Raw genomic sequence first — 13,225 nt, 5'->3', positions numbered from 1 at the left:
CACCTCAACGTCGTTCCTCCCCCAAGCCCCTGAGCGAGAAAGACACAGCCATGGCGAAGAAGAGCAAGGTCGCGCGCAACGAGCAGCGCAAGGCCCTGGTCGCGAAGTACGCGAAGCGCCGCGCGGCGCTGAAGGCAAGCATCCGCGACCTCACCCTGTCTCATGAGGAGCGGCGGGCAGCGCAGGACGCGCTGGCGGCACTGCCCCGCGACGCGAACCCCAACCGCGTGACGAACCGCTGCGCGCTGACGGGGAGGCCCCGGGGCAACCTGAGGCGCTTCGGCCTGTCGCGCATCGCGTTCCGCGACAAGGCGCTCCAGGGAGAGATTCCCGGCGTCATCAAGTCGAGCTGGTGAGCCACGCCGCGGCGGCCGCTCAGTGGCGCGTGTGCCGCCGCACATCCGAGGAAGGCGCCTGGCGACGAGGCGCCGCTTCGCCCTCCCCGCTGGCCCACTGCCGCGCCATGCCGGAGGGCTCCCGGGCCGAAGACGACACCGGGGGCTCTTCGTCGGCGTCGTCGTACGCCCAGCCCAGTCCGCCCGTCAAATCGTGCTGGAGCGGCAGGCCCGCCGTGGTGGAGGCGCGCCGCGCGGGCGCCAGGGCCTCCGGCTTGAGGTCCGGCAGGTGCGACAACTCCTCACGCAGGTAGACATCCTCGCCGTCGATGTCCGCCACATCCGAGAAGGACCTCCGGCAGTCGCGCGTGAAGAGGCGCCCCCTGCCGATGAAGAAACCCGCCGCGTCCGCGGCGATGATGGTGCCGACCTTCTCACCGTCCCGGTCTCTCGCGGTCATACCCATCTGGATGTTGGCGGGATTGAACATGCTTGCTCCTGGGCGAGCCCCTGCGCTCGTCCCGGCAAGGTGCACACGACGGCTCGCGTCCGGAATCCCCTCCGGGTCCGGTAGGCATGTTGGCAAGCCACCGCCGTCCGCCCCGCCCTCACGGGCGCGGCGGCATCAAGCCGTGTTCCGTCCCGAGGGCGGCGCCCCGTGCTCGGAGGGCTCGTGGTCCGTGGGCTCCGCGTTCCCTACACCCGGCGCGCCCGGCTCCATCGTCTCACTGAAGCGGCGGTCCATCTCCGTGCGCACGTAGCGCTCGATTTCCTCCGCCGTGGTCAGCTCCATGGCGTTCTGCAGCAGCTCCATGGCGTCCACGCGGCTCACCCGGCGCAGGAAGCGCTTCACCACCGGTATCTGCCCCGACGTCATGGACAGCTCGTCGAAGCCCAGCGCCAGCAGCATCAGCGTGTAGAGCGGATCTCCCGCCATCTCCCCACACATGGACACGGGGATGTTGGCCGCCCGGCCCGCGTCGATGATGCCGCGCAGTTGCCGGAGCACGGACAGGTGGAGGGGCCGGTAGAGGTAGGCGACCTCGCGATTCTGGCGGTCGATGGCCAGCGAGTACTGGATGAGGTCGTTGGTCCCCACCGAGAAGAAGTCCGCCTCCTGGGCCAGCCGGTCGGCGATGGTGGCCGCGCTGGGCGTCTCCACCATGATGCCCACGGGGAAGCGCTTGCCCACGGGCACCCCCGCGCGGCCCAGCTCCGTGCGGCAGGCCTCCAGCTCACTGCGAGCCTCGCGCAGCTCGCTCACCCCGCAGATGAGGGGGAACATCAGCCGCAGGTTGCCGTGCACGCTGGCGCGCAGCACGGCGCGCAGCTGGGTGCGGAACAGCTCCCGGTTGGACAGGCAGTAGCGGATGGCCCGCAGGCCCATGGCCGGGTTGGGTTCCTTCTCGTGCTTCGTCTTGCCCGGCACCTTGTCGCCGCCCAAATCCAACGTGCGGATGGTGACGGGGCGTCCGCCCATGGCCTCCAGCACCTGGCGGTAGGCGCGGTAGTGCTCCTCCTCGGTGGGCGCCGTCTTCCGGTCCAGGAACATGAACTCGGTGCGGTACAGGCCAATGCCCTCCGCGCCGTGCGCCAGCAGCGAGGGGATCTCCTCCAGGAACTCGATGTTGCCGTAGAGGCGAATCTGGAAGCCGTCGGTGCTGACCGCGGGCAAATCCTTGGTCGCCAGGGCCAGCCGCTCGCTCTCCTGGTGGCGGCGCTGCTCCTCGCGGAAGACGGCGAGCTGCTCGTCCGAGGGGTTCACCAGCACCACGCCCCGGATGCCATCCATGGCCACCAGGTCGCCCGGCGAAATCTGCTCGCTGGCCCGGCCGGCGCCCACCACCGCGGGCGTCTCCCGCGCGCGGGCGACGATGGCGGTGTGGCTCGTCTGGCCGCCCAGGTCCGTCACGAAGCCCGCCACCCGGCCGCTGCGCGCCATCAGCGCCGCGTCCGCCGGGGACAAGTCGTGCGCGACGACGATGGCCTGCGCGGGGACCTCCACTTCCTCGTCCACCACCTGCCCCATCAGGTTGCGGATGATGCGGTCGGCGACGTAGTCCACGTCCGAGCGGCGCTCGCGGAAGTACTCGTCCGGGATGTTGTCGAACAGGTGCTTGATTTTGCGCGCCACCCGCCGGACGGCCCACTCGGCGTTGATGCGGTCCTCGATGATGAGCCGGTTCACCTCGTCCACGAGCATGGGGTCGTGGAGCATCAACCGGTGCGCCTCCAGGATGAGGGCGTGGTCGCTGCCCTCGGTGCGCGTAATCTGGTCCTTCAGCTCGGCGAGCTGGCGGTCGGACAGGTCGATGGCCGTCTTCATCCGCATCCGCTCGGGCTCGACCTCCGCCTCCGCCAGCCGCAGCTTGGGCGTGCGGATGCGTTTGCGGTCCAGGATGAAGGCGTGCCCCACCGCCACGCCGGGAGAGGCGCCAATGCCCAACAACCTCAAAGTGGGGGTGGCCTGGCTGCTCACGGTTCCTTCCGCTCCTGTCCGTCTACCGCGTTATTCGAACGACCCTTCACTGCGCCTCGCCGAACCGGTCTCCAATGAGCTTCGCCAGCTCCTGGAGACAGGCCTCCGCGTCGTCGCCCTTGCAGGTGAGCTTCACCTGGGTGCCCTGGGCCGCCGCGAGCATCAGCACGCCCATGATGGATTTGGCATTGGCCTGCTGTCCCTGGGCTTCGATGGTGACCTCGCTCTTGAACCGGTTGGCCACCTTGACCATCTGCGCCGCGGCCCGGGCGTGCAGCCCCAGCGCGTTGATGATCTCGTATGTCCCTTCGACCACGCTTGCCATCGCGACTCCCACTCTCCTTAGAGGAATGCTCCCGCCACGCAGGCCAGGCCCGCCGCGACATAGAGCACCACGTAGTTCGGCACCCGACGGCTGACCAGCACGTAGGACGCCACCCCCAGGGCCAGGCACCCTGCCGCCAGCAGGGGCGCATACAGCCCCCCCGCGTTGGCCCCGAATGACACCGCCAGCCAGGCGGCCACACCGCCCGCGCTCGCCGCCGCCACCGCCCGCAGCCGGGCCCCCCGCGCGGGGAGGTTGGCGCGAGCCACTGCTTCCACCAGCCTGTCACCCAGCGTCAGGCCCAGCCAATACAGGCGAACCCGTAGCAGCAGGTGCACCAGGTTGTAGAGCACCAGGAACAGCGGCACCGCCCACACGCCCAGCAGCGGCACCAGCGCGGCGCTCACCGCCCCCGTCGCGGGCTTGAGGGACAGCCAGAAGAAGCCGTCCCCCAGCGCGGCCAGGGGCCCCATGAGCGCGGCCTTGAAGGCCACCACCTTGTCCGGCGTCTCCTCGCCCCGGGCGATGCGCTCTTCGTGGTTGATGACGCCGCCGACAATCGCCGCCGCGACGTAGGGGTGCGTGTTGAAGAAGACCAGATGCCGGCGCACCGCCTCCTCGCGCGCGGGCCCCCGCGGGTACAGCGCCATCAGCGCGGGGTAGACGGCGTAGGCCAGCCCCAGGTTCTGCATGCCCTTGGGGTTCCACGACGCCTGGAGGAAGAGCGAGCGCAGGAAGACGCGCAGCAGCACGCCGAAGGAGAGCGCGGCCTGGGGCGTGGTGCTCATCGGTCCTCCAGGAGGAGGACACACACGACGGACACCGTCACCACCGCCGCGCCCAGCCCCGCGTAGAGCGGCGCGCGCCGCGCGTGGCTGCCCTGCGCCGCGATGGCCGCCGCCACGGACGCCATGGCCGGCCAGGCCCACGCCAGCCCGCGCACCACCACGGGGGGCAGCGCCTGGAGCAGCGGCTCGATGAAGAAGCCCAGCAGCGCGCAGAGCGCGGTGAGCGCGCCGTACACGGCGAAGTGGGGCCACATGCCCCACAGGTTCTGCCGCATGGCGCGGGTGAGGTTCCCAGCCTCCGCGGAGGCCAGCGCCACCCGCGCCAGTCGCGCCGTGTAGCCCTCCAGCAGCCGGTCACCCCTGCGCCCCACGCGTCCCAGGCCGATGAAGAGCAGCACGGCGAGCGACCAGATGGCCGGCGTGGAGCTGGCGCCCGTGGCCGCGGACAGCGTGGCCGCCGCGGCGCTGGCGCCGGTGGCCGCCAGGGTGTCGTTCTCCGGCAGCGCGGCGCCCAGGTTGGCGGTGCCCAGGAAGAAGAGCTCCAGGAGCATGCCAATGGCCAGGCCCGACGCCACGTCATCAAGCAGGGCGCCCATGACCGTGGCGGCGACCAGGGGCCGGGACAGCATGGCCTGGAGGAACGCCTTGCGCTCCAGCGCCACCAGTCCGCCCCACAGCCCCGCGAGCGCCACGTGGGTCCAGACGACGCTCACGCGCTCACCCGGCCTTCGCCCACCGCTCGCGGAGGTCCGGCAGGTCCACGGGCTTCTCGGCGGGCACCGCGCGGGCCGTCACCCGGACGCCCTGGTCCGCCAGCTGCTGGAGCGTCGTCAGCTCGGCCTCCGCCAGGAAGACGGACGGGGAGACCTGCCTGCGGCCGGTGCCGAAGTGCACGTTGCCCAGGTTCAGCTCATCCATCGCCAGCCCATGCGCGTGCGCGAAGGGCACCGAGGCCACATCCCTCAGCAACACCAGGGTGCGCACCCCGTCCTTGGACAGGGCGGCGAAGTCCACCTGGGACAGGGGCAGGATCTGCACCTCGATGGCGCTCTGCACGGCCAGGGCCATGGCCGCTCGGATGAGAGGGCTGGAGGCCGCCTCGTCATCCGCCACGACCACTCGGGAGACCTTGAGGAACGGGAGCCAGGCCTCGACGACCTGACCATGGATGAGGCGGTTGTCGACGCGGACCAGGGTGATCACGGCAGTCTCGAATCGCCGACCCGCGCGGGTCCGTCAAGTTCGCGGCTGCTGTGCCTCGCGAAGCAGGGCGGATGCGCAGGTGATGTTGCGCTGGCCGTGGGAAGCCAGCTGGTTGGCCATCTCCGGTAGCGACAGCTCCTCCGAGCGGAGCGAGTTCGCCTTCAGCAGCATGGGCAGGTTGACGCCAGCAAGGACCTCCACATTCATTCGCTGACACATCATCAGCGACTCCTTACAGGGCGTACCTCCGAAGAGGTCGGCCAGGATGATGACACCCGCTCCCTCATCCACGCGGGCAATCGCCTGCTTCATCTTCGCCCGGATGTCCTCGACAGGAGTCCCAGGCTCAATGTTGCAGGTTGCCACCGCGGGAAGCTCTCCCACGATCTGCTCCGCGGTGGAGACCAGCTCCTCCGCCAGACGTCCGTGCGCTGCGACGACGAGGCCGACCATGTCCGCTCCTGACCAACCCCCCGAAGTTGCGTCCTACGCCTGAACGCTGCGGCGCGCAACTCCGGCGAAAGTTTCCGCCCTGACCTCTGACCTAAGCTGCCTCTTCCCGATTCGAAAGCTAAGACGACCACAGCAGGGGTGCCCGAAATTTCGGGTCCGGCCGCGCACAGGGCTGTCGCCTGCCGGACGGGGGAGCGACACCGCTTCCCCCACACTCTATGAGATGCGCTGGCGACTTCCAGGATGCGTTGAGACGGACACCCATCATTAGGTGCCGTATCAACCGCCAGGGAGGCAAGCAGGCATCCGGAGGTCGTCTTTGACGCCCGTCTTTCCACACGGCGGATTACTTGTGGGGACGCGGCGGGCCGGATGGGATGTGCCCAGCGTTGAACGCACCGGCCTGACTCCGGGGCGACGCGAGGACGTCATGGCCAAGACGAAGTTGCTGAAGCAAGGCGATGCGGTACCCGACATCACCCTCACCGGCGCGGGAGGGCAGTCGGTGCGGCTGCGGGATTTGGTGGGCCAGAAGGTGTTGGTCGTCTACTTCTATCCGAAGGACGACTCGCCCGGCTGCACGGCGCAGGCCTGCGGACTGAGAGACCAGTACGAGGACTTCGTCGCCGCGGGCGCGGAGGTGGTGGGCATCAGCGGCGATTCGGTGGGCTCGCACGAAGGCTTCGCGGCGAAGCACCGGCTGCCCTTCAAGCTGCTCAGCGACGCGCGCGGCGAGGCGCGCGAGGCCTTCGGTGTGTCCTCGTCGTTCCTGGGCCTGCTGCCTGGACGCGTCACCTTCGTGGTGGACCGGTCGGGCATCGTCCGCGACAGCTTCGAGTCGCAGATTCGCGTCGGCGAGCACGTGCGGCGCGCGCTGGAGCTGGTGCGCACGCTGGCGCAAGAAGGTGGCGCGGCGGCCTCCGCCGCGAAGTAGCGGACGGACGCGACACACCCACGGTGGCGCCAGGGCCCAGCGCCCCGGAGCCACGCCACGGCTTCGTCATGCAGAACACCGGGCTGCGCGCGTTTCGAGCGCGTTATCGTGGGCCCATGTTCATCTCTTCCGGTAGGCGGTGGGGCGTCGCGGTGCTGTCCCTGGGAATGCTGGGCGGTGCGTGCGCGGCGCGGCAGGACGTGGCGCCATCCGCTGAAGCGACGCAGGAGGCCCCGGCCATGGCAACGACGTTGACGTGCACGCTGAGCGGCCCGGCGCAGGTGCGCGCGGGCGAACCCGTGGAGCTGGTGTTCGAGCTCAGCAATCCCACGGCGCAGGCCCTGCGCGTGCTCGGCTGGCACACGCCGCTGGAGGGCGTCCTCAACCAAATCTTCGACGTGTCCCGTGACGGCGGCTCGCTCGACTACCGGGGGCCCATGGCGAAGCGCGCGCCGCCCACGGCCGACAGCTACCTCACCCTCTCCCCCGGCACGTCGGTGGAAGGCAAGGTGGACGTCGCCCGCTACTATGACTTGCAGACGCCGGGCACGTATCGCATCGCGTTCCGGGGCCCGCTGATGGACGTCGCCCGGGAAGGCGAACCGGTGCCCGCTCCGAATGGCGGGTTCCGGCCGGCGGAAGTGCCGTGCCCCGTGGTGGAGGTCACCGTCACGCCCTGACGGCAAGACTCGCGCCTCGCGCGGACCGCGCTCTTCCGCGCGAGGTGGCGCGCCGTCAGCCCGCCACCAGCCTGGCGCGCTGCCGCGCGGGGCGGATGCGGGCCGTGGCACCCGCGCCAAAGCGGAGGAAGTCCTCCTCCACGCCGTCGCTGAAGATGACGCCCTCCGACGCCATCCGCGACTCCAGCACCAGCTCGCGCTCCTCCGTCACGTCGCCCATCACCAGGCTGGCGCCCGAGTGACGGCTGGCGAAGGGCTCGCGCACCACGAAAATCAGCCGCGGGTCCTCCCAGCCCAGGCGCACGGGCGCGCACGGCACCCCACCCGCGTGGGCCGTCACGCCTCGCGCCAGGTTGAAGATGGAGGACAGCCACCCGGTGGCGCCCGCGCCCGTGGACACCACCACGCCGCTGGAGGACTGGGACTCCTCCTGGTCCCCGGTGCGCAGCCGGTAGCGCGCGGACACATGGGAGCGCGCCCCGATGAACAAATCGTTGAAGGCCAGCAGCCGCTGCCCGTCCTCCAGGCGCGCCTCCGCCAGGGTGACGCGCTTGAAGGCCGCCTTGCCCTCCAACACCCGCCGCACCGCCCCGCGCGCGCCCGCAACCGCATGGGGCAAGAGCACGCCGTCGAAGCGCTCCGGGTCCGGATTCACGCCCACCAGCGGCTGCTCCCCCACGTACTTCGCCACGTTCGCCACCAGCCCGTCCTGCCCCGCGACGACCACCACCTCCTTGCCGGTGAAGAGGAAGGTGGGCACCAGGCTCCGGTCCACCTGCTGCACCGGCAGCCCGAAGGACAGCGACTCCCGCAGCGTGTCCACGTTGCGCCGGTAGGCTTCGTCCTCGCGGGTGAACTCGTCGAAGTCCTGGCCCGCGTGCTCCACGTAGAACTTCGCCTGCTTCTTGGTGTTGAAGCGCTCCACCAGGCCCGCCATGCGCGTGCGGCGGGTGACGAGCACGATTTTCTCGTACATGGTCCCCTCCCCGGCCTCAGCGCTCGCGGCCCGTCGCGCCCATCAGCGAGCGCAAGAGGTCCGGCGACACGTTCAGCTCGCCGATGCGCTGCGCGTTCTCCGCCATCTCCCGGAAGGCCAGGGCGATGTTGAGCGCCGGGTCCCCACCGCCCGCGGACGTGGCCATCAACGTCTTCCAGTCCACCCCGCGCACGGGGGCCAGCGTCTTCTCCAGCGCGTACGCGCGGGCATCCGCGGCCTGCCGCTCGTTGTCGCTCCAGCGCGTCATCAGCGCGGCGCGCTGCTCCTCCACCGCGATGTCCGCGGCCATCTTCGCCTCGCGAATCTGCCGCTGCCGCGCCTCCACCGCCAGCTCCGTGGCCAGCTCGCTCTCCTTGATGCGCCGCTCCTGCTCCACCGCGGCGTTGCGGCGCGCGTAGATGGCTTCATCCGCGTCGCGTTGCAGCGCCTCGCGCGACTCGGCCTCCAGCGCCCGCGCCATCTCCGGCGCCGGCTTCACCGACAGCAGCGAGAAGGCCATGACCTCCACGCCCAGCGCCTTCACCGGCTCCGCCACGGCCAGGGCCGCCAGCACCTGCTGCTCAATGGCGTCCGAGCGCACCAGCACCTCGCGCAGCGTCAGCCCCTGCACCACCGAGCGCGCCCGCACCTGCGCCACCTGCACCAGCCGCTCCTGCAGCTTCTCCGGGTCATCCGAGCGGTAGCGCCCGGCGGGGCCCAATGAGTAGTCCAGCAACGAGGCGAGCCGGCGCGGGTCCGTCACCCGCCACGTGAGCTGCCCTTGCAGCGTCACCGCCTGGAAGTCCCGCGTCACCTCGTTGAACACGAAGGGCACGTCCGCGCTGGACAGCGGCACCGACACCAGCGTCGCCGACGGCTTCCAGTAGAAGAACGAGAGCCCCGCCCCCTCCTGGACCACCTTTCCCCCCTCGAACCGCATCACGTACGTCGTCGGTGCCGCCTTCATGTAGCCGATGACCATGGGCCCTCCGCCCCTCTTCGTGTCTTCACGACACATAGTTAGTGTCCAACAGACACGATATCAAGTCAATGTGCGGAAGCGCGAGGTGCGGGCCCGCGGATGTCCGGTGTCGAATCACGGTTCATCCGCGTTGCGACACAAAGCACACAGGGCTCATGGACGAATGCGCCGGTCGTGCGCAGGGTGGCAGGAGCCCCGGCGTTGGCTTCAGTGATGCCGGGCCACGAGGAAGGGCACATGGTGGCGACACACGAATGGCATCCGGTTGCAGCGAGATTTTCGCGCGCCGCCCATTCCGCCGCCGCACGCAGTTCCTACCTTTCGAGGGCACTTCGGGAGAGCGCATGCGGATCGCGGTGATTTCGGACCTTCATCTCGGGCGGCGTGATGCCGCCGACCACTTCGGGCACGACGACTCCGGCTTCCTGCGGTTCCTCCGTTTCTTGGAAGGCAACTTCGAGCGAATCGTGCTGCTCGGGGACATCTTCGAGACGCTCACCCCGCGCACGCCCGGGCGGAAGGTGGCGGAGCTGCTGGCGGCCCGCGCGGCGCACCCGGAAATCGTCCGGCGCTTCGAGCTGCCGCGCTACCACTACATCCACGGCAACCACGACCTGGTGGCGGGCACCGTGCTGGGGGCGCCCGACCAGTTGATTCTGGAGGCGGACGGCGTGCGGATGCTGTTCACCCACGGACACCACCACGACTGGATGATTCGCAAGGCGCGCCTGCTGTCGGAGGCGGCGGTGTGGGCCGGGGCGTGGCTGCGGCGGATGCGGATGCGGGCGATGTTCCGCTGGTTCCAGGCGCTGGACCTGAAAATCACCAACGCGCTGCCGGACCCGGAGCGGTGCACCTTCCAGCGCTGGGCCATGGCGCGGGCCAACGCGCATCACGCGGACGTCGTCGTCACCGGCCACACCCACCTGGGCCTGCGGGTGGAGCACGGCAGCAAGCTGTTCCTCAACAGCGGCACGTGCTCGGAGGGGCAGTTCTCCTTCCTCAGCCTGGACACCCGGGCCGCGAGCTACTCGCTGCACACCACCTGGTAGCCGCAGGCGCGCGGGCGGGCAGGGAGGCGGCGGGGAGCCCGGTCCGCCGCTTCTTCCTCCCCCATACCGCGTCAGGGGGAAGTAACATTGGCGGATGTTCAGGCGGCTCACCGAGGCGCTCCGCGTCCTGACGCGACGCTCCCCGACAAGAGGCCCCGGCCCCACGCCGGGTGCCCCCCGGCAGAGGCTCCTCTCTGACGTGCCCGCTGACGCGCGGCCCCGGACGAAGAAGCCGGCCGCGCGCCGGTCCCCCCCTCGCACCACCCGGCTGGCGCGCTACTTCGACCTCCACGATGACTTCCGCATCCCCGGCCGGCCCGAGCTGAGCGACCCGGTGGCGGTGGAGCTCCACCGGAAGCTGGACTCCGTCTGGCTCTTCACCTCCGGCGCCCGCGTGCGGAGCGTGGGCAAGCTGCGCCTGACGGTGACGCCGCCCGGACCGCCGCTGGACTTCTCGCTCGCGGGCGCGGGGCTCACCCCCGTCGTCTCCGCGCGGGTGGCCTCCGTCTTCCGGGAGCTGGCGCCCGATGACGTTCAGCTGCTCCCGGTGGAGGTGGAGGACCGCGACGAGCTCCACTTCATCCTCGTCGCCACCCGGCTGGTGCGCTGCATCGACGACCGGGCCTGCGCGGCGGTCATCCACTACACCGCCGAGGACGGCCCCCCCGAGCGCGTGGGGCACTACCGCAACGTCAGCGGACTCCGGGTTGATCCCACGAAGACGAACGGCGCCCGGGTGTTCCGCACCTGGGGCTGGCCGGTGAGCCTCATCGTGTCCGAGGGCATCAAGGAGGCCCTGGAGCATGCCGGCATCACCGGCGCCCGCTTCGCCGAGGTGACGGAGCCGCCGCGCAAGCCCCGCCGGAAGAAGACCGCCGCCAAGAAGTCCCGGCCCAAGCGCCGCTGAGCCCGCGCCGCCTCCAGCCCCCGGGGTTCCAACAGATTTGCCACCTGGCTGGAAACTTGTGGGGTAGAGGCACCAACAATATCTTCCTCGTTTTCCAGCAAATACCTGGGGACGACGTTGGACAACGAGGACAGCTCATTCGGCAAGTACCGGCTTGTCCAGCAGCTGGCGACCGGCGGGATGGCCCAGCTCTATCTGGCCTCCATCGACGGCCCCGACGGGTTCGCCAAGTCCTGCGTCATCAAGCGCGTCCTGCCGGAGTACGCCAGCCTGGAGTCGTTCAGCCGCATGTTCGCGGACGAGGCGAAGGTCGCCGCGCTGCTGACGCACCCGAACATCGTGCAGGTCTTCGACTTCGGGCGGGTGGACGGCCAGTACTACCTGGCCATGGAGTGGATTCAGGGCCACTCATTGGACCGGCTGCTGCGGCAGGCGCTCCGGAGCGGCCGGGTGGTGGGGATTCGCGTGGCGGTGGACGTGGGGCTCGCGGTGGCGGACGCGCTCGCGTACGCACACGCGAAGACGCTGCCGGATGGAACACCGCTCAAGCTGGTGCACCGCGACGTCACGCCGGGCAACGTGCTGGTGTCGCGCGACGGCATCATCAAGCTGGCGGACTTCGGCATCGTGAAGAGCGCCGTCAACGCGGAGCGCACCGTCGCCGGGGTGGTGAAGGGCAAGTACCCGTACATGTCCCCGGAGCAGATCACCAGCCAGGAGCTGGACCACCGCTCCGACTTGTATTCGCTGGGCATCGTCCTCTACGAGGCCGCCACCGGGCGCCGCCTGTTCAAGCGCGACACGCTGGAGGCCACCATCATGGCCGCGTCCCAGGCGAACGTGCCGCCGCCGTCGGAGGGGACGCCCGACTTCCCCGCGGAGCTGGAGCGCATCATCCTCCGGCTGCTGCGCAAGGAGCCCGCCGCGCGCTACCAGAGTGCCCGGGAGCTGCGGGACGACCTGGAGCGCTTCCGCGCCGCCCAGCAGTGGGCGTCGGGAACGCATGAGATGGCGGCGCTCGTCGCCGAGCTGTTTCCATCCAGCGTCACGGGCCCGCCGCCCACCGCGCTGCCCGCCTCCAGCACCTCCCATGGCAGCAGCTCCTCCACGGGCCGGACGCCCGCCCCCAGCGCCGAGCGCGAGCGCGAGCCGAGCGGCACCTCCTCCACCACGCGGGCGCATGGCGCGGTGGAAGTGCCACTCGAAGGGAGCGCTCAGGGCTTTCCGTGGGCAATCGCCCTGGCCGCGGGCTGCGCGGCCGTGGGCACAGCGCTGTTCTGGTACCTGGCCCCCTGAGCGGCTGCCGCCCGGCGCGGCAACGAGATTCCGATGAAACAGAAGACGTGGATTGCCGTCATCATCCTGGGCACGCTCGCCGCCAACGTGGTGGCCTATCGCGTGGTGCGCGGTCGGCGCGACAGCCCTCCCGAGCTCACGCCGGACGCCGTCACCCGGGTCCCCACGCCTCCGCCGCCCGCCGCGCCGGAGGAGCCGCCGCGGGAGGACCCGAATGAAGGGCTGGCCAGAGCCCGCCGCGCCGCGGGCCTGGCCGCGCTGGAGGACCGGGACTACGACGCGGCCGTCGCCGACTTCACGGAGGCGCTGCGGCTGCGCAAGGACGACCAGGGTGACCTCGTGGAGCTGCTGCGCATCGCGGCCGAGCTGCGGACGCGGGAACAGGCGCGCCAGCAAGGCGAGCAGGCCCGGGCCCAGCGCGAGCCCACGCCGGCGCCCGCCCGCTCCGTCCAGCGCACGCGGCCAGCGCGCGGCACGGCCCGGGCTCAGCCTCGCCAGGAGTCCACTTCCACGGAAGAGGCGCGCGGCGGACTGCTGCTGGTGACGTCCACGCCGCCCGGATTGATGGTGCGGGTGGACGGCAAGCCCATGGACCTCACGCCGGCGCGGCTGCCGCTGCGCGCGGGGACGTACCGCGTGGCGCTCGCGCAGGGTGAGCGCACGCTGGCCGAGGAGACGGTGGTGCTGGGCGAGGACGACGTGCGCTCCCTCAACCGCGACCTCACCGCGGCGCTCGCCCCCGCGCCGAGGCCCTCGGCGACCGCGCCGGCCACCGTGGAGTCGCCGCCTCCCGCGGCGCCCGCGCCCACCAGCCC

16 protein-coding genes are annotated in these 13,225 nt (G+C 70.7%); 7 read left to right on the top strand and 9 right to left on the bottom strand.

The window, feature by feature from the left end:
• Positions 1-50 precede the first annotated feature (50 nt).
• Positions 51-356 carry a 30S ribosomal protein S14 gene (gene rpsN, locus G4D87_RS21680; protein WP_163783967.1) on the top strand — a complete coding sequence of 102 codons (306 nt, stop codon included), beginning with the start codon at positions 51-53 and terminating at the stop codon, positions 354-356.
• A gap of 19 nt (positions 357-375) precedes the next feature.
• Here the strand turns inward: rpsN and G4D87_RS21675 are convergent, their stop codons facing one another.
• The 7 genes from G4D87_RS21675 to G4D87_RS21645 form a co-directional block, all read right to left on the bottom strand.
• Positions 376-825, bottom strand: a complete 450-nt coding sequence (locus tag G4D87_RS21675; RefSeq protein ID WP_163783966.1) for a hypothetical protein — start codon at positions 823-825, stop codon at positions 376-378.
• A 135-nt stretch (positions 826-960) separates the two neighbouring features.
• A complete protein-coding gene (gene ptsP / locus G4D87_RS21670; protein WP_163783965.1) occupies positions 961-2,814 on the bottom strand; it encodes a phosphoenolpyruvate--protein phosphotransferase in 1,854 nt (617 codons plus the stop codon).
• A 46-nt stretch (positions 2,815-2,860) separates the two neighbouring features.
• The gene (locus G4D87_RS21665; RefSeq protein WP_163783964.1) at positions 2,861-3,139 is read right to left on the bottom strand and encodes an HPr family phosphocarrier protein; all 279 of its coding nucleotides are present in this window, start codon (positions 3,137-3,139) and stop codon (positions 2,861-2,863) included.
• A gap of 17 nt (positions 3,140-3,156) precedes the next feature.
• Positions 3,157-3,927, bottom strand: coding sequence for a PTS system mannose/fructose/sorbose family transporter subunit IID (locus G4D87_RS21660; RefSeq protein WP_163783963.1), 771 nt, complete (start codon positions 3,925-3,927; stop codon positions 3,157-3,159).
• Complete coding sequence (locus G4D87_RS21655; RefSeq protein ID WP_163783962.1) at positions 3,924-4,640, bottom strand: PTS sugar transporter subunit IIC; 717 nt, start codon at positions 4,638-4,640, stop codon at positions 3,924-3,926. The genes G4D87_RS21660 and G4D87_RS21655 overlap by 4 nt, the downstream gene beginning before the upstream one ends.
• 4 nt (positions 4,641-4,644) lie before the next feature.
• Positions 4,645-5,130 (bottom strand): PTS sugar transporter subunit IIB, encoded by a 486-nt coding sequence (locus G4D87_RS21650; RefSeq protein ID WP_141257940.1) that lies wholly within the window; start codon positions 5,128-5,130, stop codon positions 4,645-4,647.
• Positions 5,131-5,163: 33 nt separating this feature from the next.
• Positions 5,164-5,583, bottom strand: coding sequence for a PTS sugar transporter subunit IIA (locus G4D87_RS21645; protein ID WP_140795462.1), 420 nt, complete (start codon positions 5,581-5,583; stop codon positions 5,164-5,166).
• 430 nt (positions 5,584-6,013) lie between these two features.
• Between G4D87_RS21645 and G4D87_RS21640 the strand changes: the two genes are divergently transcribed.
• Together G4D87_RS21640 and G4D87_RS21635 are read left to right on the top strand one after the other, a co-directional pair.
• On the top strand, positions 6,014-6,517 hold the full coding sequence (locus G4D87_RS21640) for a peroxiredoxin (RefSeq protein WP_163783961.1): 504 nt from the start codon (positions 6,014-6,016) through the stop codon (positions 6,515-6,517).
• A 116-nt stretch (positions 6,518-6,633) separates the two neighbouring features.
• The gene (locus G4D87_RS21635; RefSeq protein ID WP_205507673.1) at positions 6,634-7,197 is read left to right on the top strand and encodes a protease; all 564 of its coding nucleotides are present in this window, start codon (positions 6,634-6,636) and stop codon (positions 7,195-7,197) included.
• 55 nt (positions 7,198-7,252) lie between these two features.
• Here G4D87_RS21635 and G4D87_RS21630 read toward each other — a convergent pair whose 3' ends face one another.
• Both G4D87_RS21630 and G4D87_RS21625 read right to left on the bottom strand, forming a co-directional pair.
• Entirely contained in the window at positions 7,253-8,173 is a 921-nt protein-coding gene (locus G4D87_RS21630; protein ID WP_163783959.1) for a diacylglycerol kinase catalytic domain-containing protein, read from the bottom strand.
• A 16-nt stretch (positions 8,174-8,189) separates the two neighbouring features.
• The gene (locus G4D87_RS21625; RefSeq protein WP_205507672.1) at positions 8,190-9,155 is read right to left on the bottom strand and encodes an SPFH domain-containing protein; all 966 of its coding nucleotides are present in this window, start codon (positions 9,153-9,155) and stop codon (positions 8,190-8,192) included.
• Positions 9,156-9,499: 344 nt separating this feature from the next.
• Between G4D87_RS21625 and G4D87_RS21620 the strand changes: the two genes are divergently transcribed.
• The 4 genes from G4D87_RS21620 to G4D87_RS21605 form a co-directional block, all read left to right on the top strand.
• Complete coding sequence (locus tag G4D87_RS21620; protein WP_163783957.1) at positions 9,500-10,207, top strand: UDP-2,3-diacylglucosamine diphosphatase; 708 nt, start codon at positions 9,500-9,502, stop codon at positions 10,205-10,207.
• Between the two features lie 199 nt (positions 10,208-10,406).
• Positions 10,407-11,114, top strand: coding sequence for an imm11 family protein (locus G4D87_RS21615; RefSeq protein ID WP_240358478.1), 708 nt, complete (start codon positions 10,407-10,409; stop codon positions 11,112-11,114).
• A gap of 117 nt (positions 11,115-11,231) precedes the next feature.
• Positions 11,232-12,410: a serine/threonine-protein kinase gene (locus G4D87_RS21610; protein WP_163783956.1), complete on the top strand. Its 1,179-nt coding sequence runs from the start codon at positions 11,232-11,234 to the stop codon at positions 12,408-12,410.
• 33 nt (positions 12,411-12,443) lie between these two features.
• A partial coding sequence (locus G4D87_RS21605; protein ID WP_163783955.1) for a PEGA domain-containing protein occupies positions 12,444-13,225 on the top strand: 782 nt, incomplete at its 3' end.

The organism is Myxococcus vastator (assembly GCF_010894475.1).
GTDB lineage: Bacteria > Myxococcota > Myxococcia > Myxococcales > Myxococcaceae > Myxococcus > Myxococcus vastator.
This window is presented reverse-complemented; position numbering and strand designations above follow the sequence as displayed.